Annotated in this window: 19 protein-coding genes; 14 read left to right on the top strand and 5 right to left on the bottom strand. The window is 68.0% G+C overall.

Features of this window, described 5'->3' with window-relative positions:
- Nucleotides 1–20 precede the first annotated feature (20 nt).
- The 4 genes from dop to prcA all read left to right on the top strand — a co-directional run bounded on the left by dop (nt 21) and on the right by prcA (nt 3462).
- Complete coding sequence (gene dop, locus AU193_RS00435) at nt 21–1517, top strand: pup deamidase/depupylase (RefSeq protein WP_064420377.1); 1497 nt, start codon at nt 21–23, stop codon at nt 1515–1517.
- Nucleotides 1518–1610: 93 nt separating this feature from the next.
- Complete coding sequence (locus AU193_RS00430) at nt 1611–1805, top strand: ubiquitin-like protein Pup (RefSeq protein WP_064420376.1); 195 nt, start codon at nt 1611–1613, stop codon at nt 1803–1805.
- Nucleotides 1802–2722: a proteasome subunit beta gene (gene prcB / locus AU193_RS00425; protein ID WP_064420375.1), complete on the top strand. Its 921-nt coding sequence runs from the start codon at nt 1802–1804 to the stop codon at nt 2720–2722. Before AU193_RS00430 ends, prcB begins: the two co-directional genes overlap by 4 nt.
- Nucleotides 2719–3462: a proteasome subunit alpha gene (gene prcA, locus AU193_RS00420; RefSeq protein WP_064420374.1), complete on the top strand. Its 744-nt coding sequence runs from the start codon at nt 2719–2721 to the stop codon at nt 3460–3462. The genes prcB and prcA overlap by 4 nt, the downstream gene beginning before the upstream one ends.
- Before the next feature lies 1 nt (nt 3463).
- On the opposite strand, the gene AU193_RS00415 is transcribed toward prcA, so the two are convergent.
- Genes AU193_RS00415 through AU193_RS00405 form a run of 3 tightly spaced genes read right to left on the bottom strand, consistent with a single transcriptional unit; the run spans nt 3464 to nt 6209 of the window.
- A complete protein-coding gene (locus tag AU193_RS00415; protein WP_064420373.1) occupies nt 3464–4351 on the bottom strand; it encodes an alpha/beta fold hydrolase in 888 nt (295 codons plus the stop codon).
- Between the two features lie 20 nt (nt 4352–4371).
- Nucleotides 4372–5940 carry an alpha/beta hydrolase gene (locus AU193_RS00410; protein WP_064420372.1) on the bottom strand — a complete coding sequence of 523 codons (1569 nt, stop codon included), beginning with the start codon at nt 5938–5940 and terminating at the stop codon, nt 4372–4374.
- Nucleotides 5937–6209: a hypothetical protein gene (locus tag AU193_RS00405; protein ID WP_064420371.1), complete on the bottom strand. Its 273-nt coding sequence runs from the start codon at nt 6207–6209 to the stop codon at nt 5937–5939. Before AU193_RS00405 ends, AU193_RS00410 begins: the two co-directional genes overlap by 4 nt.
- 165 nt (nt 6210–6374) lie before the next feature.
- On the opposite strand from AU193_RS00405, the gene pafA reads away from it, so the two are divergent.
- The 7 genes from pafA (at nt 6375) to AU193_RS00370 (ending at nt 14745) form a co-directional block, all read left to right on the top strand.
- Nucleotides 6375–7733 carry a Pup--protein ligase gene (gene pafA / locus AU193_RS00400; protein ID WP_156425064.1) on the top strand — a complete coding sequence of 453 codons (1359 nt, stop codon included), beginning with the start codon at nt 6375–6377 and terminating at the stop codon, nt 7731–7733.
- A 107-nt stretch (nt 7734–7840) separates the two neighbouring features.
- A complete protein-coding gene (locus AU193_RS00395) occupies nt 7841–8830 on the top strand; it encodes a YafY family protein (RefSeq protein WP_064420369.1) in 990 nt (329 codons plus the stop codon).
- A complete protein-coding gene (locus tag AU193_RS00390) occupies nt 8827–9786 on the top strand; it encodes a YafY family protein (protein ID WP_064420368.1) in 960 nt (319 codons plus the stop codon). The genes AU193_RS00395 and AU193_RS00390 overlap by 4 nt, the downstream gene beginning before the upstream one ends.
- 35 nt (nt 9787–9821) lie before the next feature.
- A complete protein-coding gene (tatA, locus tag AU193_RS00385; RefSeq protein WP_064420620.1) occupies nt 9822–10109 on the top strand; it encodes a Sec-independent protein translocase subunit TatA in 288 nt (95 codons plus the stop codon).
- 51 nt (nt 10110–10160) lie between these two features.
- The gene (tatC, locus tag AU193_RS00380) at nt 10161–11111 is read left to right on the top strand and encodes a twin-arginine translocase subunit TatC (RefSeq protein ID WP_064420367.1); all 951 of its coding nucleotides are present in this window, start codon (nt 10161–10163) and stop codon (nt 11109–11111) included.
- Complete coding sequence (locus AU193_RS00375; protein WP_156425063.1) at nt 11101–13863, top strand: RNA helicase; 2763 nt, start codon at nt 11101–11103, stop codon at nt 13861–13863. The genes tatC and AU193_RS00375 overlap by 11 nt, the downstream gene beginning before the upstream one ends.
- Before the next feature lie 60 nt (nt 13864–13923).
- Complete coding sequence (locus AU193_RS00370; protein ID WP_064420365.1) at nt 13924–14745, top strand: DUF4333 domain-containing protein; 822 nt, start codon at nt 13924–13926, stop codon at nt 14743–14745.
- Nucleotides 14746–14757: 12 nt separating this feature from the next.
- Here AU193_RS00370 and AU193_RS00365 read toward each other — a convergent pair whose 3' ends face one another.
- A complete protein-coding gene (locus AU193_RS00365) occupies nt 14758–15711 on the bottom strand; it encodes a 5'-3' exonuclease (protein WP_064420364.1) in 954 nt (317 codons plus the stop codon).
- Nucleotides 15712–15774: 63 nt separating this feature from the next.
- Here AU193_RS00365 and AU193_RS00360 point away from each other — a divergent pair, with 63 nt between their 5' ends.
- Both AU193_RS00360 and AU193_RS00355 read left to right on the top strand, forming a co-directional pair.
- Entirely contained in the window at nt 15775–18990 is a 3216-nt protein-coding gene (locus AU193_RS00360) for an adenylate/guanylate cyclase domain-containing protein (RefSeq protein ID WP_082682773.1), read from the top strand.
- A 10-nt stretch (nt 18991–19000) separates the two neighbouring features.
- Nucleotides 19001–20143 (top strand): Xaa-Pro peptidase family protein, encoded by a 1143-nt coding sequence (locus AU193_RS00355; RefSeq protein ID WP_064420363.1) that lies wholly within the window; start codon nt 19001–19003, stop codon nt 20141–20143.
- On the opposite strand, the gene AU193_RS00350 is transcribed toward AU193_RS00355, so the two are convergent.
- Entirely contained in the window at nt 20140–20565 is a 426-nt protein-coding gene (locus tag AU193_RS00350; protein WP_064420362.1) for a F420-dependent biliverdin reductase, read from the bottom strand. The genes AU193_RS00355 and AU193_RS00350 overlap by 4 nt on opposite strands.
- Nucleotides 20566–20600: 35 nt before the next feature.
- On the opposite strand from AU193_RS00350, the gene AU193_RS00345 reads away from it, so the two are divergent.
- Nucleotides 20601–21359 carry an SDR family NAD(P)-dependent oxidoreductase gene (locus tag AU193_RS00345; protein WP_064420361.1) on the top strand — a complete coding sequence of 253 codons (759 nt, stop codon included), beginning with the start codon at nt 20601–20603 and terminating at the stop codon, nt 21357–21359.
- Nucleotides 21360–21394 lie beyond the last annotated feature (35 nt).

Here is a 21394-nt window from a genome sequence, read left to right as displayed (position 1 = left end):
CGTCACCTAGGCTTGACGGCATGCAACGGATCATCGGGACCGAGGTCGAGTACGGCATCTCGTCGCCGTCCGACCCGACCGCGAATCCGATTCTGACCTCCACACAGGCCGTGCTCGCGTACGCCGCGGCGGCCGGGATCCAGCGGGCCAAGCGCACGCGCTGGGACTATGAGGTGGAATCGCCTCTGCGCGACGCCCGTGGTTTCGACCTCAGCCGGTCGGCCGGCCCGCCGCCCGTCGTCGACGCGGACGAGGTCGGAGCGGCGAACATGATCCTGACCAACGGCGCCCGCCTGTACGTCGACCACGCGCATCCGGAGTACTCGGCACCCGAGTGCACCGATCCGCTGGACGCCGTGATCTGGGACAAGGCGGGCGAGCGGGTGATGGAGGCCGCCGCGCGGCACGTCGCCAGCGTGCCCGGCGCCGTGAAACTGCAGCTCTACAAGAACAACGTCGACGGCAAGGGCGCCTCCTACGGGTCGCACGAGAACTACCTGATGAGCCGGCAGACCCCGTTCTCCGCGGTGATCGCCGGACTGACCCCCTTCCTGGTGTCCCGCCAGGTCGTGACCGGTTCCGGGCGGGTGGGCATCGGTCCCTCTGGCGACGAACCGGGCTTTCAGCTGTCGCAGCGCTCCGACTACATCGAGGTCGAAGTCGGTCTCGAGACGACGCTCAAGCGCGGCATCATCAACACCCGCGACGAGCCGCACGCCGACGCCGACAAGTACCGCAGGTTGCACGTGATCATCGGCGACGCGAACCTGTCGGAAACCTCGACGTATCTCAAGCTCGGCACCACCGCGCTGGTGCTGGACCTGATCGAAGAGGGGATGGACCTCAGCGATCTCGCGCTGGCCCGTCCCGTGCACGCGGTGCATGTGATCAGCCGGGACCCGTCGCTGCGCGCCACCGTCGCGCTGGCCGACGGTCGCGAGGTGACCGGCCTTGCGCTGCAACGGATGTACCTCGACCGCGTGGCCAAGCTCGTGGACAGCCGCGATCCGGACCCGCGCGCCGCCGACCTCGTCCAGCTGTGGGCCCACGTCCTCGATCTGCTGGAACGCGATCCGATGGAGTGCGCGGAGATCCTGGACTGGCCCGCCAAACTGCGTCTGCTGGACGGTTTCCGCCACCGTGAGAACCTGGGCTGGTCGGCGCCGCGGTTACATCTGGTGGACCTGCAGTACTCCGACGTGCGGCTGGACAAGGGCCTCTACAACCGGCTGGTGGCCCGGGGGTCGATGAAGCGGTTGGTGACCGAGCAGCAGGTGCTGGACGCGGTCGACAACCCCCCGACCGACACGCGCGCGTACTTCCGCGGTGAGTGCCTGCGCCGTTTCGGGGCCGATATCGCCGCCGCGAGCTGGGACTCGGTGATTTTCGACCTGGGCGGTGATTCGCTGGTCCGGATCCCCACCCTTGAGCCGTTGCGGGGCAGCAAGGCGCACGTGGGAGCCCTGCTGGACTCGGTGGATAGCGCCGTCGAACTGGTAGACCAGCTCACCAACTAACCGCGCTATCGCAGGCAATCGGCGCGGCGACCGGTAATGTGGAGTCACGGCGGGCAGCAGTGAGCCCGCCGACAACTCACGCAGGAGGCGGCGATGGCTCAGGAGCAGACCAAGCGTGGCGGTGGTGGCGGCGAGGACGACGACCTCACCGGCAGCACGGCCGCCGGGCAGGAGCGTCGCGAGAAGCTGAGCGAGGAGACTGACGACCTGCTCGACGAGATCGACGACGTTCTCGAGGAGAACGCCGAGGACTTCGTGCGCGCATACGTACAGAAGGGCGGACAGTGACCTGGCCGCAACGCGATCAGCTGGCCTTTCCCCACCCCCCTGGCAACCGCTACCCGGTAGCACCGTCTGTCCCCGTCGACTTGTCGTCCTTCTCTGAACTTCTGCGTCATCAGGCGCCCGAACTCCTACCCGCACACCGGGCAGGCGCCCAGGCAGGTGACGCTCATTCCGACTTCGCGCCGCATGGCACGACGATCGTCGCTTTGAAATTCCCCGGCGGCGTCGTCATGGCCGGGGACCGCCGCGCCACCCAGGGCCACATGATCGCCAGTCGCGATGTGCAGAAGGTGTACATCACCGACGACTACACGGCCACGGGCATCGCCGGAACGGCGGCCATCGCGGTCGAGTTCGCCCGCCTCTATGCCGTCGAACTCGAGCACTACGAGAAGCTGGAAGGCGTCGCGCTGACCTTCCCCGGCAAGGTGAACCGGCTCGCGACCATGGTGCGCGGCAACCTCGGCGCGGCTCTGCAGGGTTTCGTCGCGCTACCGTTGCTCGCCGGCTACGACGTCGACGACCCGAACCCGGAAGCGGCCGGGCGCATCGTGTCCTTCGACGCGGCGGGCGGTTGGAACGTCGAGGAAGAGGGCTACCAGTCGGTGGGGTCGGGCTCCATCTTCGCGAAGTCGTCGATGAAGAAGCTCTATTCGCAAGTGACGGACGGAGATTCGGCGCTGCGGGTGGCGATCGAAGCGCTCTATGACGCCGCCGACGACGACTCGGCGACCGGCGGGCCCGACCTCGTGCGCGGTATCTACCCGACGGCGGTGATCATCGATGCCGAAGGCGCCGAAGAGGTGACTGAGGAGCGCATCGCGGAGTTCGCCCGTTCGGTGATCGAAAACCGTTCGCGCGCTGACACGTTCGGCCCGGACGTCGTTCACCGTTCGACCGATGCGCGGGGAGATTCGTGAGCTTTCCCTATTTCATCTCGCCCGAGCAGGCGATGCGCGAGCGTTCCGAGCTCGCGCGCAAGGGCATCGCCAGGGGGCGCAGCGTCGTGGCGCTCGCCTACGCCGACGGTGTGCTGTTCGTCGCCGAGAACCCGTCACGCTCGCTGCAGAAGGTGAGCGAGCTCTACGACAGGGTCGGGTTCGCCGCCGTCGGGCGTTTCAACGAGTTCGACAACCTGCGCCGCGGTGGCATCCAGTACGCCGACACCCGGGGATACGCCTACGCCCGACGCGACGTCACCGGGCGTCAGCTGGCCAACATCTACGCCCAGACGCTCGGAACGATCTTCACCGAGCAGGCCAAGCCCTACGAGGTCGAGTTGTGTGTCGCGGAGGTCGCCCACTACGGCGAATCGAAACCTCCGGAGATGTACCGCATCACCTATGACGGGTCGATCGCCGATGAGCCCCACTTTGTGGTCATGGGCGGAACGACGGAACCGATCACCGCTGCTCTCAACGACTCTTACACCGAGAACGCCGGCCTGCAGGATGCGATGAAGATCGCGATCGACGCGCTGCACGCCGCCGGCAACGGTGGCTCCGAACAACGCGTGCTGGGTCCTTCGACGCTCGAGGTGGCGATCCTGGACGCCAATCGGCCACGCCGTGCGTTTCGTCGGATCACCGGCTCCGCTCTCGAAACGCTGCTGCCGCAGTCGGAGGCGACTGCGCAGGACTCCGAACCCGCCGGGGAATAGGTCAGTCGGCCCCCGGCGCTGGTCGAGCCCGGATGAGGATGAGTTCGGCGAACTGCTCGGGGCACTCCAGCGGAGTGAAATGTCCTGCGTCGTAAGCGAAGTGCACGTGGACATCGCTGAAGTAGTGCCCCACCCGGTCCGACCATGCGACCGGGAACAGCGGATCATGATGCGGCCACACCACGTCGGTGGGGACGTGGATCTTGATGGCCCGCTCGGGCGGCAGTTCGGTGAGCGACTGAGCGATCATCCCGGCACCCGCGCGGTACCACGCGATGGACGCGGCGAACGCGCCGGGCAAACCGTAGTCGGACACCAGCCGTTCCATATCGTCCTCGGTCACGACGAAATCTGGCCCGGACCAATGTGTCCAGAAGTGCCGCAGGTAGTCGCGAACCAGATCGGGATTCCCGTCGAGCAACTGCGCCGCCAGCGGCAGCTGATGGAAAGCCTGATACCAGAACTCGCTCTGCGCCTTCGCGGTCAGGACCCTGTCACCGGCACCGGGTAGCGGCGGGGACAGCACCAGCGAGCGCACCAGGTCCGGCTGCATGCGAGCGATGCTCTGCGCGACGCGACTGCCGACGTCATAGCCGGCGAGCACCACTGCCGACAGTTCCAGCTCCTTGATCAGGCCGATGACGCTGCCGGCCTGAGCGGTGGCGCTGTAGAAGTGCCGGATCGCGACCGCGTGTTTGTCCGAGCCGCCGAACCCGCGCAGATCCGGCACGATGACGTCGGCGGCCTCCCCGAGCAGGGGCACCACCCGGCGATAGTCCTGCCGGTTGCCGGGCCAGCCGTGCAGCAGAACCACCGGTGGGGCGCCTCTGGCGCCGAACCGGTCGTAGGCCAGCCGGAACCCGTCGACCGGCGAGCTGCGCGACCACACCGGCTTATTCTGGCCAGATCTCAACCCGCGTGTTGCGCGGTTGCACGATCGGTGCCGATATCGCCCGTGATCACTCCCAAGATCGCGCGCCACGCGTCGGAGGGCGCGTTGAGCACGTCGGAGTGGGCACCCGGCCCGGCCATCGGCCGGCCGTCGTCGTACCGGCCCGCGGGCAGCCTGATCACACCGGGCATCTCGTCGGGGTCGGCGCCGTGCGGGCCGCCCGGGATGCCCTGCACCGCCGTGATGAAATCGGCGGGCGGCGTCATGGAAAAGCGCAGCACATGCGGATTTCTGTTGTGCCAGTCGGCGGGATCGTGCACCCCGACACCTGCCCCCGCGGCGGCCACGTACATCGTGCGGTCCGACGTCATGCCCAACGCCTCCGCGGTGCCCACGATCGATCCGCCGTACGAGTGGCCGATGACGGTGACCGGGATGCGGCGGCCGGTGGAATCCACCGTGCGGTCGACGTCCTCGGTGAAGGCGACCAGCCGCGGCGCCATGGCCAGCGCGTATCGCGGGTCGGCCGCTGCCGCCAGACCACTCACGACGTTGTCGCCGCGCGGAAACGGACCGCCGAGATAGGTGATGGCTGCGACGTCGCCGCGGGTCGCCGAAACGAACCTGCGGGCGGTCCCGACGTTGGCCGCCGATCCGTTGATCGTCGTGTTCAGCCCCGGGACGAACACGGCGACGCTGGAGGCCGATGCGACGTTGCCATGCAGTTCCACCAGCGATGAGCGGTCGGGATCGAACGCCAGAAGCTGGCGGTCCAAGCGGCCGTGTTCGCCTGCGGGGTCGTCGATCTCGCCGAGCAGCTCGCGGTACACCGCGAGGCGTTGCGGGTCGGGCTCGCGCAGCACGGCCTGCGCCACGTTGGTGCGGTTGGCCTCGACCCTCATCTGCCACGGAACGCCGTCGGTGTTACCCACCTGCGCGGGGAAATCCTCGATCAACCGCTGCCGCTGCTCGGGCGTCATGGCCGCGATCTGAGCGGCGATCCGGTCCTGGCTGGTGGAGGGCCACGCGGCGACAACGCCGGCATCGGCGGCCTGACGACCGGCAGCCGGTACCGCGAACGCCTCGGCGATGTCGGCGGCTGCGTCTGCGTCCGCGGCGCCCAGGCGGGTCAGCGCCGCATCGAGTTGGCCGCTCAACTCGGCCGCACGCACGGTGAGCATCTCGACGGCGACAGCCGGGACACCCCCGGACAGCGCGATCAGCAGCGGCGAGGGTGGACCGTGCACGGCAACCGATCCGGCGTCGTCGACGGCGAAGCCCTCCTCGCGCGCTGCGGAGATCACCACCATGACCTCGTCTCGGGCTGCACTGATCTGGGCGGCGCCGTCGCGGGCCGCCGCGGCGCCGAGCACCAGGGCGCGCGAGAGTGTATCGGCCGTCGCGACAATGCTTTCCGCGCGCTCGCGGGCCGTGTCGGCGGCCGCACCGGTCCAGAAGCCGAAGTCGGAGGCCAAGGCGTCGGCGTAGGCGCACACCAACCGGGCGTTGCGGTCCCAGCCGTCGGCCAGCCGGCTCAGCGCGCCGGGACGCCAGGCTTCGGCCTGGCCGATGGTCGGTCGCGTCACCGCCCCAGGCGGTCGCCGTTGCGTTGCTCCGCGCGCTCGAACGCGTCCGCGGAGCTCCGGGCCGCGAGCGCCCAGCCACGCATGCTGACGACGACCTCGGCGAACCCCGGTGCGCGCCCCGTGGCGGCGGCCTCCGCGACGGCCGCGCCGCGAAGCTCATCTGGACTCAACTCGGGCCAAGGTATCTCGGCGATCCGGTGAGCGGCGGACCTGACCCGGTCTGCGACGGTGCGGAGTTGCGCCACGTCGACCTCAACGATTTCCCCCATGGCTCATGTTGACAGAATCGACGTCCACGCTGCTGAAGTTATCCACAGGGCCCGAGCCCAGCGCCGCCCTTACGGACCGCGCCGAAGGTGTCAACCCGATGTCGGGTGCGTTCTTCGGCGCGGCTTGCCCTCCGTGACCGCCCAGCAACAAGTAGTCTCGATGAGGTGCAGCGACGGATCATGGGCATCGAGACCGAATTCGGTGTCACCTGCACGTTCCACGGTCATCGTCGGCTCAGTCCCGACGAGGTGGCGCGTTACCTGTTCCGGCGAGTGGTGTCGTGGGGTCGCAGTTCGAACGTCTTCCTCCGCAACGGCGCCCGCCTCTACCTCGACGTGGGAAGCCACCCCGAGTACGCCACCGCAGAGTGTGACAACCTCACGCAGCTGGTCACCCACGACCGGGCGGGTGAGCGGGTGCTCGAGGATCTGCTCATCGACGCCGAACAGCGGTTGGCCGACGAGGGCATCGGCGGCGACATCTACCTGTTCAAGAACAACACCGACTCCGCGGGCAACTCGTATGGCTGCCACGAGAACTACCTGATCGTGCGGGCCGGCGAGTTCTCGCGGATCTCCGATGTCCTGCTGCCGTTTCTGGTCACGCGCCAGTTGATCTGCGGCGCGGGCAAGGTGCTGCAGACCCCGAAGGCCGCGACATTCTGCCTGAGCCAGCGCGCCGAGCACATCTGGGAGGGCGTGTCCTCGGCCACCACCCGGTCGCGTCCGATCATCAACACCCGCGACGAACCGCACGCCGACGCCGAGAAGTACCGCAGGCTGCATGTCATCGTCGGCGACTCGAACATGTGCGAGGCCACCACGATGCTCAAGGTGGGCACGGCGTCGCTGGTGCTGGAGATGATCGAGGCCGGAATCGCGTTCCGCGACTTCTCGCTGGACAACCCGATCCGCGCGATCCGGGAGGTGAGCCACGACCTGACGGGCCGGCGGCCGGTGCGTCTTGCCGGCGGCAGGCAGGCCAGCGCCCTGGACATCCAGCGCGAGTATTACGCCCGCGCGGTCGAATATTTGCAGAGCCGGGAGCCCAACACCCAGATCCAGCAAGTGGTCGACCTGTGGGGACGGCAACTCGACGCCGTGGAGAGCCAGGATTTCGCGAAGGTCGACACCGAGATCGACTGGGTGATCAAGCGCAAGCTGTTCCAGCGCTATCAGGACCGCTACAACATGGAGCTGTCCGACCCGAAGATCAGCCAGCTCGATCTCGCATACCACGACATCAAGCGCGGTCGCGGGGTGTTCGACCTGTTGCAGCGCAAGGGACTGGCCGCGCGGATCACCACCGACGAGGACATCGAGGCGGCCGTCAACACGCCGCCGCAAACCACCAGGGCCAAGCTGCGCGGAGAGTTCATCAGCGCCGCACAGGAGGCCGGCCGCGACTTCACCGTCGACTGGGTGCACCTCAAGCTCAACGATCAGGCGCAGCGCACCGTGTTGTGCAAGGACCCGTTCCGGTCGGTCGACGAGCGGGTCAAGCGCCTCATCGCCAGCATGTAGCGCGTCATCTTTGGCGCGAGCGCTCACCCTCGTACGGTTTCGACGCGCGAGATTTCGTACACCGGTGAGCGGTCGGCATGAGGACGGCAAGCCCTAAGCTGGGTCGAGTGTCGATCTCCAAAGTCGAGCGGTTGATGAATCTCGTGATCGCGCTGCTGTCGACGCGGAACTTCATCACTGCCGAGAGGATCCGTCAGACGGTTTCGGGGTACGCCGACAGCGCCAGCGACGAGGCCTTCTCCCGCATGTTCGAGCGCGACAAGAACGAGTTACGCGACTTGGGCATTCCGCTCGAGACCGGGCGGGTTTCGCAATTCGATCCGACCGAGGGCTACCGAATCAACCGGGAGGCCTACGCGCTGCCGACGGTCGAACTGACCCCCGACGAGGCGGCCGCCGTCGCGGTGGCCACGCAGTTGTGGGAATCGCCGGAGCTCATCACCGCCACCCAGGGCGCGTTGCTGAAGCTGCGCGCGGCGGGAATCGACATCGACGCCGTGGATGCCCCACCGGCGATCACGTCGACCGCGGCCCTGCCCGGGCTGCGCGGTTCCGAGGAGGTGCTGGGAATCCTGTTGTCGGCCATCGATTCCGGACAAGCCGTGCAGTTCCCGCACCGACCGTCGCGCAGCGACCCCTACACCACCCGCACGGTGGAGCCCTGGGGCGTCATCACCCACCGGGGCCGCTGGTATCTGGTGGGACACGACCGCGACCGCGACGCCACGCGCACGTTCCGGCTCTCACGTATCGGGGCCGAGGTGACGACGGTCGGACCGCCCGGGGCGGTCAAGCGGCCACCAGGCGTCGACCTGCGCGAAGTCGTCGAGCGCGCGGTGGGTGAGTGGCCGTCAAGCGGTCAGGCACAGGTGTGGATCGCCGACGGCAAGGGCACCGCGCTGCGGCAACGGGCCGCGTCGGCGACTCCGCAGTCGCACAACGGCCGCGCAGGCGAGGTGATCACCATCGACATCGGAATGTTCGACCGGTTGGCCCGGGAGGTCGCCAGTTACGGACCCGACGCGGTCGCACTCGAGCCCGAGTCGTTACGCGAAGACGTGGTGGCCCGGTTGAGAGCGCAGGCGGGGCAGCAGTGACGGCCGTATCGACTCGGTTGGTTCGGTTGCTGAACATGGTGCCGTACTTCCAGGCCAACCCGAGGATCACCTATGCCGAGGCGGCCTCCGATCTCGGCGTCAGCGTCAATCAACTGCGCGAGGACCTCAACCAACTGTGGATGTGCGGTCTGCCCGGATACGGCCCCGGCGACCTGATCGACTTCGAATTCTCCGGCGACACAATCGAAGTCACGTTCACCGCAGGCATCGACCACCCGCTGCGGTTGACGTCCCCGGAGGCGACGGGTGTACTGGTGGCGCTGCGCGCGCTGGCCGACGTGCCGGGCATGGTCGATCCGGAGGCGGCGCGCAGCGCGATCGCAAAGATCGAGTCTGCTGCGGGCACGGTGGGCCAGGACGGCGCGGCGGTCGACGAGCGCGCGCCGATCGAGAGTGAGGCGGCCGCGGCGGTGCGGGAGGCGGTCCGCGACGCACGCGCGGTGTCGATCGACTACTACTCGGCGTCCCACGACGTGCTGACCAGCCGCATCGTCGACCCGATTCGGGTGGTGCTGGTCGGCGACCACAGCTACCTGGAGGCGTGGTGCCGGACCGCCGAGGGGGTGCGGTTGTTCCGTTTCGACCGCATCGTCGACGCACAAGTCCTCGACGAACCGTCGGCGCCGCCACCGCCTGCCGTGCAGCCCGAACCGGACACCTCGCTGTTCGACGCGGACCCCTCCCTGCCGTCGGCGGCGCTGCAGATCGACCGGTCAGCGGCGTGGATGTTCGACTACTACCCGCTGCGGGTCAGCCGGGAACTGCCCGACGGCGGCTGGGAGGCGGCGATGACCTACGCCTCCGACGACTGGATGGCCCGGTTCGTGCTCGGATTCGGGTCGGCCGTGCGCGTGCTCGAACCCGCCCATCTGGCTGCCAGGGTGCGCGAATCGGCGCAAGCCGCGCTGCGCGCCTACGGCGCGGAGGCCGACTGACGGTAGACTGGCCCGGACGTCTGGAGGTGACCTACATGGGTGGTCTACAACCCTGGCACTGGGTAATCGTTATCGCCGTATTCGTGCTGCTCTTCGGTGCCAAGAAGCTCCCGGACGCAGCGCGCTCACTGGGCAAGTCGATGCGGATCTTCAAGTCGGAGATCAAGGAGATGCAGGCCGATTCCAAGTCGGACACGCCGCCGCCGGCCACTCCGATCGCCTCGGAGCGTGTCGACAACTCTGCGGCTCCCGAGACTGGAGCGGCTCCGGAGACTGGAGCGGCTCCGGGCACCGAGCAGCCGTCGGACAAACGTCCGGCCTGATCGCCGAGAATCAATTGACCGCGGCCACGCTGCCGCGTCAGTAGGCATGCCGTGCAGACCCCAGGACTCTTCAAGAAGCTCGATCCTCGCCGACGGCGCTCGCGGGTCAACCCCGATGGCACGATGTCACTCGTCGAGCACCTGCAGGAGCTGCGCTCCCGGCTACTGATCTCGGCGGCTGCCGTCGTCGTCACGACCATCCTCGGCTTTCTCTGGTACACCCACGGCGTCTTCGGAATGCCCAGCCTCGGTGACTGGCTGCGGGGGCCCTACTGTGCCCTGCCGCCCTCGTCGCGGGCGACCATCGCACCCGGCGACGAGTGCCGCCTGCTCGCCACCGCGCCCTTCGACCAGTTCATGTTGCGGCTGAAGGTCGCGTTGACCGCGGGCATCGTGCTGGCCTGCCCGGTGTGGCTCTATCAGACGTGGGCCTTCATCACACCTGGGCTTTACAAGAAGGAGCGCCGCTTTGCCGTCGCGTTCGTCAGCGTGGGCGCCACGTTGTTCGTCGCGGGCGCGGTGCTGGCGTACGTGGTGTTGGCCACCGCGTTGGGCTTCCTGCTCACCGTCGGCAGCGACGTCCAGATCACCGCACTGTCCGGCGATCAGTACTTCGGGTTCCTGATCAACCTGCTGCTGGTGTTCGGTTTCAGCTTCGAGTTCCCGCTGCTGATCGTGATGCTCAACGCCGTCGGAGTGCTGACCTACGAGCGCCTCAAGGCGTGGCGCCGCGGCCTGATCTTCGCGCTGTTCGTGTTCGCCGCGCTGTTCACCCCGGGATCAGATCCGTTCTCGATGCTGGCGCTCGCGCTCGCCCTGACGGTACTGCTCGAGTTCGCGATTCAGATCGCACGGCTGCATGACCGGCGCAAGGCGCGGCGGGCCGCGCTCGAGGACGTCCCCGACGACGCGGCCGCGCCGATCGAGCCCGCCGAACCCGTGGAAGCGCCCAGCACCGTGCCGACGTCCGCACGGCATGTGGTCGACGACGATGCCACCTAGCGAATTGGACTGCGAGCTAGCCCGTTTCGCCGAACAGCTGAAGTTTGCACTCGACGACTTCCAGCGCCGGTCGTGCGAGGCGCTGGAGAACGGTCACGGGGTGCTGGTGTGCGCACCCACCGGCGCGGGCAAGACCGTCGTGGGGGAGTTCGCCGTTCACCTCGCGCTCGCGGCGGGCGGCAAGTGCTTCTACACGACGCCGATCAAGGCGCTGAGCAACCAGAAGCACAACGACCTGGTGCAGCGATACGGCCCGGAGAAGATCGGATTGCTCACCGGCGACCAGTCGGTCAACGGAGACGCCGACGTGGTCGTCATGACCACCGAAGTGCTTCGCAACATGCTCTACGCGAACTCCTCTGCCCTGCACGGCCTTTCGTATGTAGTCATGGACGAGGTGCATTTCCTGGCCGATCGCATGCGCGGTGCGGTGTGGGAGGAGGTCATCCTGCATCTGCCCGACGACGTGCGGCTGGTGAGCCTGTCGGCGACGGTCAGCAACGCCGAGGAGTTCGGCGGCTGGATCCAGACCGTGCGCGGGGACACCACGGTCATCGTCGACGAACACCGTCCCGTTCCGCTGTGGCAGCACGTGCTGGTCGGCAAGCGGTTGTTCGACCTGTTCGACTACCGCGCCACCCGGGCGGCCCGCGGGACCACGAAACCGAACCGGGAGTTGCTGGTCGACCCGGAGTTGTTGCGGCACATCGCACATCGGCGCGAAGCCGACCGGCTCGCCGACTGGCAGCCACGCGGTCGCGGCCGCAACCGGGGCAGGCCGAGCATGTACCGTCCGCCGTCGCGGCCCGAGGTCATCGCCACGCTCGACCGCGAAGGGCTGTTACCGGCAATCACCTTCATCTTCTCCCGCGCCGGATGCGACGCCGCGGTCAAACAGTGCCTGCGGTCGTCGCTGCGGCTGACCACCGACGAGGAACGGACCCGCATCGCCCAGGTCGTCGATCGTCGCTGCGGAGATCTGCCCGAGTCCGACCTGATCGTGCTCGACTACCACGAGTGGCGCGAGGGTCTGCTGCGCGGACTGGCCGCCCACCACGCCGGCATGTTGCCGGTGTTCCGCCATACCGTCGAGGAGTTGTTCTCCGCCGGGCTCGTGAAGGCGGTATTCGCAACGGAGACACTGGCTTTGGGAATCAACATGCCCGCACGCACGGTGGTGCTGGAGCGGCTGGTGAAGTTCAACGGCGAACAACACGTGCCGTTGACCCCCGGGGAGTACACGCAGCTGACGGGGCGGGCCGGCCGCCGCGGCATCGACGTCGAGGGCCATGCCGTGGTGCTGTGGACCCCGGATGTCGAACCGGCCGAGGTGGCCGGGTTGGCGTCCACCCGGACGTTCCCGCTGCGCAGTTCCTTTGCGCCGTCGTACAACATGACCATCAACCTCGTCCAGCAGATGGGGCCGGCGCAGGCGCACAAGCTGTTGGAGAGTTCGTTCGCGCAGTACCAGGCCGACCGTTCGGTGGTCGGGCTGCGTCGCGGCATCGAGCGCGGTGAGCGGATCCTCACCGAGATCACCGCCGAACTGGGCGACCACTCGATCCTGGACTACGTGCGGCTGCGGCTGCAGATCTCCGAACGCGAACGTGCCCAGTCGCGGGCCTCGCGGCTGCAGCGCCGCAGGGCCGCCAACGACGCGCTGGCCTCGCTGCGCCGCGGCGACATCATCACGATCACCCACGGTCGCCGCGGAGGCTTGGCCGTCGTGCTCGAACCGGCCCGCGACGACGAGGACCCACGCCCGCTCGTGTTGACCGAACACCGCTGGGCCGGGCGGATCTCGTCGGCCGACTACTCGGGAACGTCGCCCCCATTGGGCACCATGCCGTTGCCCAAGCGCGTCGAGCACCGCAACCCCCGCGCACGGCGCGACCTTGCGTCGGCGCTCAACTCGGCGGCCGAACGCCTCGACGTCCCGTCCAGAAAAGGCAAGCGCAGCGGCCCCGCGAAAACCGAACCCGACATCGACCCCGAATTGGCCGCGCTGCGGGAGCAATTGCGTTCCCACCCGGTTCATCACCGGCCCGACAGGGAGGAGAAGGCGCGGCTGGCCGAGCGGTATCTGCGCATCGAGCGGGACAACGAACAGACCCGGCAGAAGGTGGTCGCGGCCACCAACTCGCTGGCGCGCACATTCGACCGGATCGTGGTGCTGCTGACCGAACGAGGCTTCATCGGCGGCGCCGCGGACGATCCCAAGGTGACCGACGATGGCCGCCTGCTTGCCCGGATCTACAGCGAAAGTGACCTGCTGGTGGCCGAGGCGCTGCGCACCGGCATCTGGGAGGGTCTCGACGCCGCCGAGCTGGCGGGCGTGGTGTCCGCGGTGCTCTATGAAGCTCGCGGCGACACGCCGGGCGGTCGCGAGGGTTTCGACATCCCGACCGGCAGCCTGCGCCGCGCACTCAACCAGACGCGACGGCTGTGGACCGAGCTGCGCGCCGACGAGCAGCGCCACCGCATCACGGGCAGCCGTGAACCAGACGACGGGTTCGTCGCCGCGATCTTCCGGTGGGCCACCACCGGCGACCTGACCAGCACGCTGGCCGCCTCGGACGCGACGGGCAGCGGATCGCCGCTGTCGGCGGGCGATTTCGTCCGCTGGTGCCGACAGGTTCTCGACCTGCTCGACCAGGTGCGCAACGCCGCGCCCAGCACCGCGTTGCGGACCACCGCAAAACGCGCGATAAACGACGTTCGACGCGGCGTCGTCGCTGTTGATGCGGGGTAATGTGTCGGGAGCAAGACGGGCAGGTATTCGCGGCTCGGCCGCGGGTGAACAAGGAGTGATATGAGCGGACCGCAGGGATCTGATCCGACGCAGTCGTGGCCGGGCCAGCAGCCGGAACAGCCTACGGACCAGCCGTCCAGCGATCCGTCGGCCAACCAGCCGTGGCAGGCTCAGAGCGGCGACGCCACCCAGGCGGCGCCCACCTGGCAGCCGCCGGCCTACGACCCGTCGCAGACGCAGCAGCAGTATCCGCAGTACCAGCAGCCGGCATATCAGCCGCCGCAGCAGTACCCGGGTGGGGAGCAGTACGGACAGCAGTCCAGCGAGTACAACCCGCAGGCGTATCAACAGCCGGGGCAGTACGGGCAACCGCATTACGGCCAGTCATACGCGCAACCGGGTCAACCGGGCTACCAGCAGCAGCCCGGCCAGTACGGTGACCAGGCCGGTCAGTACGGACAGCAACCCGGCCAGTACGGCCAGCAGCCGGGCCAGTACGGCCAGTACCCGCAGTACGGCACTCCGGGAGCCGAGGAGGGATCGAAGCGTTCCCTGGCGGTGATCGGTGGCGTCATCGGCCTGCTGGCAGCGGTGATCGTCGCGGTCGTGCTGGTGCTGGGCTTCTGGAAGCCGGGTTTCTTCGTCACCACCAAACTCGACATCGACGCCGCGCAGTCCGGGGTGCAGCGAATCCTGACCGACGAGGCCAACGGCTACGGCGCCACGAACGTCAAGGACGTCAAGTGCAATGACGGCCAGAATCCGACCGTCGAGAAGGGTGGCACGTTCAACTGCGAGGTCAGCATCGACGGCACCAAGCGTCAGGTGACGGTGACCTTCCAGGACGACAAGGGCACCTACGAGGTCGGCAGGCCCAAGTAAGCCTGTTGGCCGCTAGCCGTCGAGCCCGTCGAGGGCCTTCTGCAACCGCCCGATCGATGACGTGACGCCGTAGGCCTCGGCCAGTGTGACGACCTTGCGCGGATGCTCGGCTGCCAGGGGCAGCGTGTCGTTCGGCGTGGACCAGTCGAGCTCGGCGTCGGTGGCCACCTTGACCACCGGGGCCGCCGCCTCGATGTAGTCGGCGGCTTTGAGCAGCTTGGTCCGGTACGCCTTGCTCATCTTCGACTTCGGGTCGTTCGCCGCGGCGAGGATGTTCTCCAGCGAGCCGTGCTGTGCCAGCAGCGTCGCGGCCGTCTTCTCTCCGATGCCGGGAACGCCGGGCAGTCCGTCGCTCGGATCGCCGCGCAGAAGCGCCAATTCGGCATACGCCGGACCCGCCCGGTCCACCGGCACCCCGTACGTCTCGGCCACTTCCTTCGGACCCCATTTGGTGGCCTTGGCCAGACCGCGGCCGAGGTAGAGCACCCGCACCGAAATCGGCTCATCGCGCACCAGCTGCAACAGGTCGCGATCCCCGCTGACCACCACGACGGGGTCGCGCTTCTCGCGCGCGACCAGTGTGCCCAGCACGTCGTCGGCCTCGCACTCGGCGGCGCCCGCGGTCGGGATGCCGAACGCGTCGAGAATCTCGAAGATCATGTCGACCTGCGGGCTGAGGTCGTCGGGCACCTCTTCGACATCGGGCTCGTCTTCGGGGTTCTCCTCGAGCACGCGGTGCGCCTTGTAGGACGGAATGAGGTCGACGCGCCACTGCGGTCGCCAATCGTCGTCGCGGCAGACCACCAGCCGGTCCGGACGCTCTCGGGTGATCACCGTCGCCATGGCGTCCAGGAAGCCGCGCAGCGCGTTCACGGGGCGCCCGTCCGGCGCGGTGATCGAGTTGGGCACCCCGAAATAGGAGCGAAACCACATGCTGGCGCCGTCGAGCAGGACCAGAGAAGACATACGGAGATCCTGCCAGGCGGCGCTTCACCCTCATGGGGTCCGCAGGGATGCCACGATAACTCCATGAGCGACGATGCGGCGCGCTCGATAAAGGGCTGCACACACGTTGCGGGTGAGGCGTCGATCGATGCGTTGCTTGATCAGGCGGTCGCCGCGATCAACCGGGGTGATCGGACCACGGCGTCGGAGCTGGCCGGAAGGGTGCTGGCGGCGGACAGCATGAACGCCGAAGCGGAAGACCTGCTGGCGGCGCCGGCCGAGCCGGGCGAGATTCGACGGCTGACCATCTTCTTTGCCGATCTGGTCGACTCCACCGTGCTGTCGAGGCGCGTCGAACCGGAGACTTATCGGCTCCTGGTGGGCCGCTATCGCACACAAGTGCTGAGCGCCGTGCGGCGTTACGAGGGCTATATCGGCAACACCGCCGGGGACGGACTTCTCGCAGTGTTCGGTTACCCGATCGCCCACGACAACGACGTATGCCGGGCCGTGCACGCGGGCTTACAAATCACCTCGGAGGTCGCCAGGCTGAGTGAACAGGCAAAGAGACGCTACGGGTTCGGAATCGGCGTTCGGGTGGGGGTGCATCGCGGTGTCGTGTATCTCGACACCGCAGAGGGTGACGTGTACGGCCTGGCCGCCAATCTGGCGGCTCGTGTCTCGGGACTCGCGGCACCAGGCACCGTCGTCGTCTCCGACACCGTAGAACCGTTGATACGCAACGAGTTCGAGATGACAGCCTGCCGACCGTCGTTGGTGAAAGGAGTGGACGACGCCATTGTTCACTACCGCGTCGTGGCTGAACGCCGTGGGCGGCGCGCAATCGGCCGCGGCCCGCTGATTGGACGTACTCGCGAACTGGCCGAGATCGAAAAGTACTGGGCGATGGCCGAAGCGGGTGTGTTGACGGCTCCGGGGCTGATCCTGCGGGGAGAAGCGGGGATTGGCAAGTCTCGGTTAGCGGCCGCTGCGGCCGAGTTGGCGCAAGCTTCCGGGGCGGCGGTATTGGAGTTGACGGGGTCACCGTTTCACACCGACGCCGGCTTGTATCCGATACGCACGCTGCTCGAGAGCCAATGCGGCATCGACCGGAACACGGTGCCGGACAAACGCTTACGTGCGCTGACCGGTCACCTGAATGCGCTCGGGCTGGATGTGTCGAGTTATGTCCCCTTGCTGGCCCCCGTACTGGGCCTGGACGCGCAAGCCGGCTACGAACCGGTTCCCGCCGAGGGGCGCAAACTCTACGAATTGATCTCCGAAGCGATCTCCACCTACCTGAAAGCCTGTCTGGGCGGTCGGGCCGGTGTGATCGTCGCCGAGGATGTCCACTGGTTCGACCCGGCCAGCCGTGAGGTGCTCGCGGCGTTACTGGATGCGGCTGACGGCACATTGATGGCGGTTATGACCGAACGGCACGGGGTCGCGCCGGACACGCTCGGGCATTCCACGGTGCTGGAGATCGGGCCATTGACGGAGGACGAATCCGGCTTGTTGATCGGCGCACTCGATGCTGACATGAGCGCCGATCAGCGGGCGCAGGTGGCTGCCCGCTGCGACGGCGTTCCGTTCTACATCGAGCAGATCGTCAATGGCACCAGCGAGGCCGGAGTGCCCGAAACGCTGTACGAGCCGTTGTTCGCCCGACTGCGGACAGGCCCGACGGTGGTGCGGGTGGTCGAGGCTGCGGCCGTGATCGGCCGACAAATCCATCGACAGCTGCTCTACACCGTCCCCGAGCTGAGCGAGCGCGAGATCGACGAGGCCGTCGATGAACTCGAACGTGCGCGCGTTCTCGAACGTTGGGGTTGCGACGGTTGGCGGTTCCGGCATGAGCTACTCCGCGAAGTCGCAGCCGAATTAGCGCCGCCCACAGTCCGGCGGGCGCTCCACGCCAGAGTCGCCGACGCCATGACAGAAGTGGGTGAGCCCGACTGGCTGCGCGTAGCCGGCCACTACGAAGCAGCCGACCGATTCGACGACGCGGCGACGGCCTACCGCCGCGCCTCCGACAGCGCCCGTCTCCGTGGTGCCCTCGGCGAGGCGATCACCTGCCTGACGCGTGGGCTCGCCCAACTCGATCACGTTGCAGCGGGAGCCGATCGCGATCGACGTGAAGCCGCCCTGCGGCTGGGACGCGGGCTCCTCAGCCTGACCGCGGAGGGATATCAAAGCCGGGACGCCGCGACAGATCTCGAACGATGTTTGCGGCTGAGCGGAGCCCTGACCGACAACGACTTGTATATGACTCTGGTGGCTTTGGCCAATTACTACCTTGTCCGCGCCGACCTGCGCCGAGCCGCTCAGGTGATCAGGGCGCTACGAGACGGATCCGGGCAACGACGTTGGCCACGCTCTGGAATCGACACTCTGGACGGGGCGATGGCGCATATGCGCGGCGATCTGAGCGCCGCCACGACTGCTCTGAATTCAGCGACTGCGGGTTTGCGCCGTTCAGAGCGACGAACCATCGACAACGACATGCATTCCATTTACCGGGCCGTGGCCGCGTTGATGCGCGCTGACCTTCGGGCGGCCGAGGCCGGCCTGGAAGCGTCGGCGCGTGCCGCCGATGCCGCTCGATTCCCCGATGGTCCGTACCTGCATGCCTTCACGCTGTCTATGGAGACCTGGCTGCGCATCGAGGCGGGCCAGTTTGCCCGCGCCGCAGTCAGCGCCACCAAGTTGATCACCGAGGCCGAGCAACACGGTTTCGACATGTGGCTCCCAGTAGGCGCCACCTGGCAGGCCGCTCTCGGTGCACTGGATATCTCGCGCGTCGATCCCGTTGATCGGACGGCTCTCAACGAACACATTGCGTCGTTGACGAACTCCCTCGATTCCATGCGTGCGATGGGAGTGGAGATCTACACCACCATCTTCGACGGCATACTTGGGCGGTTGTTGATCACCGCGGGAGAACCGGAGTCCGCGCGCAAACGGCTCGAGATCGGGCTCGCGAGGGCCCGCGAGACGGGCATGCACTTCTACGACGCCGAGCTGCTGCGACTCCGCGCGCAGACGGCGGATCCAGCCCGCCAGCGAGCCGAGTTGGCGACGGCGCTCGAGCTCGCACGCCGGCAAGGAGCTCTCCTGTTCGAGTTGCGCACCGCGCTAGACGATCTCTACTTTCGCGGCAGGGATGCCGCCGGCGCGCTCGCCGACGTCGTCGCCCGCATCCCCGCCGGCGCCGAGTGGCCAGCGCTTGCAGCCGTGCGGGCCGCGATCGCTGACACTAACGAGAAGCACGCGGTCACCGCCCACCCCGATCCGGATTAGCCTGAATCCCATGACGTCCAGTCGATTCAGCACCGATGTGTATGCGAGCCGTTTGCGTGCCGCCGCATCGGCCGCCGCCGATGCCGGTCTCGCGGGCCTGGTGATCACGCCGGGTTACGACTTGCGCTATCTGGTCGGTTCACGCGCGCAGACATTCGAGCGGCTCACCGCGCTGGTGCTGCCGGCCGACGGCGACGCGACCGTCGTCGTGCCGCGACTGGAGTTGGCGGCGCTCAAGGACTCCGCAATCCCCGAACTCGGTCTGACGGTGCGCGACTGGGTCGATGGCGACGACCCCTACGCGCTCGTGGGCGAGTCGTTGGGGGCAGGGACTCTCGCGGTGGCGGTGACCGACTCGATGCCCGCTCTGCACCTGCTTCCGCTCGCCGGCGTGCTCGGCGCGGTGCCTGTGCTGGCCACCGACGTGCTGCGCCGGCTGCGGATGATCAAGGACCAAGCCGAAATCGACGCGCTGCGTAAGGCAGGGGCGGCCATCGACCGGGTCCACGCCCGGATCCCCGGCTTTCTGGTGCCCGGCCGCACCGAAGCCGACGTGGCGGCCGACATTGCCGAAGCGATTGTCGCCGAAGGACATTCTGACGTCGCGTTCATCATCGTCGGTTCCGGACCGCACGGGGCCGATCCGCACCACGAGTGCTCGGACCGCGAACTGCGCGCCGGTGACATCGTGGTCGTCGACATCGGCGGACCGTACGAGCCCGGTTACAACTCCGACTCCACCCGCACCTACAGCATCGGGGAACCGGACCCGGACGTCGCCCGTCGCTACGCGGTGCTGCAGCGGGCCCAGCAGGCCGCGGTCGAGGCCGTCCGGCCCGGCGTCACCGCCGAAGAGGTCGACGCCGCCGCCCGCGACGTGCTGGCCGCAGAAGGTCTGGCCGACGCGTTCGTGCATCGCACCGGCCACGGCATCGGGCTGTCGGTGCACGAGGAGCCCTACATCGTCGCCGGTAACGCGCTGACGCTCGAGGAGGGAATGGCGTTCTCCGTCGAGCCGGGGATCTACTTTCCCGGCGAGTGGGGCGCGCGCATCGAGGACATCGTGATCGTCACCGCCGACGGCGCGGAGTCGGTGAACAACCGACCGCACGACCTGGCGGTGGTGCCCGCAGGTCCTGCCGCGACGGCCTAGGGTTCGACCCGGTGGAGCAGGCCCGAGGAGCCCAGCACTCGCTCGACACGAACCTCGATCACGACGCGTTTCGGGTTCACCCGCGGCGTGCGGTAGCGCTGCGCGTAGCGCAGTTCGGCGTCGCGGACGGCGTCGGGATCGGTGTTGACCTTGGCCTTGCCCTCGAGCGACAACCACCGCGCACCGTCTACCTGGCTCAGCACGGCGACACCCTGCCGCTCGGCGTTCACGGCCTTCTGCGAACCGCCGCTGGTGATCACGCGGGCGATGTGGGTGGTCGGGTCGAAGGTGAATCCGACGGCGACGACGTGCGGAGAGTTGTCCGATCGCAGGGTCGTCAGCATCGCGAGATGACGCTCGGACAGGAACGCGAGCGCGTCATCGGTGAGCCGGGTGGTTGCCCGGCGGCTGGACTGGGCCATCGGGCTTCACCGTAGCGCAGGACATAATCGCTGCCATGACAGACACGGCTGACGCTCGTGCGCCCTTGGTCGTGGTCTTCGGCGGGCGCAGCGAGATCGGCCTCGAGGTGGCCACGCGTCTGGCGCCCGGGGCGGTGGTGCTGCTGGCGGCGCGCCGCTCGAACGAGCTGGAATCCGAGGTGGCGGCGGTGCGCGCCGCGGGTGCCGCGGCCGTGCACGTGCGCGAGTTCGACGCCGACGACCTGGACGCGCACGGCCCGCTCGTCGAGTCCATCGTCGCCGAACACGGCCCGATCGACACCGCGGTGCTGGCCTTCGGCGTCCTCGGCGACCAGAGCCTGGCCGAAAAGGATCCCGCGCACGCCGCAGCGATCGTGCACACCGACTTCGTCGCCCAGGTCAGCCTGTTGACCGTGCTGGCGGAGATGATGCGCGGGGCGGGTGCCGGAGCCATCGTCGCGTTCTCGTCGGTGGCCGGTGTCCGCGTGCGGCGCGCCAACTACGTCTACGGGTCCGCGAAAGCTGGGCTGGACGGGTTCTGCAGCGGGCTGGCCGACGCCCTGCACGGCTCGGGGGTCCACCTGCTCGTGGTTCGGCCGGGGTTCGTGATCGGGCGGATGACCGAGGGCATGGCGCCCGCGCCGCTGTCCAGCACGCCGGGGCAGGTCGCCGACGCCACCGTTCGCGCGCTGCATAAGGACCGCCGCACGGTATGGGTTCCGGCGTCGCTGGCGGTGCTGGCGCTGGCGTTCCGGATGACGCCGCGGTTCGTGTGGCGGAGGCTGCCGCGATGAGCAGGGGGTCCCCGATGAGCGCTTGCGCGAAGAGC

The sequence above is a fragment of the Mycobacterium sp. GA-1285 genome (assembly GCF_001499905.1).
Taxonomy (GTDB): domain Bacteria; phylum Actinomycetota; class Actinomycetes; order Mycobacteriales; family Mycobacteriaceae; genus Mycobacterium.
The sequence above is the reverse complement of the archived record's forward strand: the minus strand, read 5'-3'. Positions and strand labels throughout refer to the sequence as shown.

Bases quoted from the DNA above. Each gene is read 5' to 3' on its own strand.
- dop (WP_064420377.1), top strand. From the start codon at position 21: ATGCAACGGATCATCGGGACCGAGGTCGAGTACGGCATCTCGTCGCCG.
- AU193_RS00430 (WP_064420376.1), top strand. From the start codon at position 1,611: ATGGCTCAGGAGCAGACCAAGCGTGGCGGTGGTGGCGGCGAGGACGAC.
- AU193_RS00405 (WP_064420371.1), bottom strand. From the start codon at position 6,209: ATGGGGGAAATCGTTGAGGTCGACGTGGCGCAACTCCGCACCGTCGCA.
- tatA (WP_064420620.1), top strand. From the start codon at position 9,822: ATGGGTGGTCTACAACCCTGGCACTGGGTAATCGTTATCGCCGTATTC.
- AU193_RS00375 (WP_156425063.1), top strand. From the start codon at position 11,101: ATGCCACCTAGCGAATTGGACTGCGAGCTAGCCCGTTTCGCCGAACAG.
- AU193_RS00370 (WP_064420365.1), top strand. From the start codon at position 13,924: ATGAGCGGACCGCAGGGATCTGATCCGACGCAGTCGTGGCCGGGCCAG.
- AU193_RS00365 (WP_064420364.1), bottom strand. From the start codon at position 15,711: ATGTCTTCTCTGGTCCTGCTCGACGGCGCCAGCATGTGGTTTCGCTCC.
- AU193_RS00360 (WP_082682773.1), top strand. From the start codon at position 15,775: ATGAGCGACGATGCGGCGCGCTCGATAAAGGGCTGCACACACGTTGCG.
- AU193_RS00355 (WP_064420363.1), top strand. From the start codon at position 19,001: ATGACGTCCAGTCGATTCAGCACCGATGTGTATGCGAGCCGTTTGCGT.
- AU193_RS00350 (WP_064420362.1), bottom strand. From the start codon at position 20,565: ATGGCCCAGTCCAGCCGCCGGGCAACCACCCGGCTCACCGATGACGCG.
- AU193_RS00345 (WP_064420361.1), top strand. From the start codon at position 20,601: ATGACAGACACGGCTGACGCTCGTGCGCCCTTGGTCGTGGTCTTCGGC.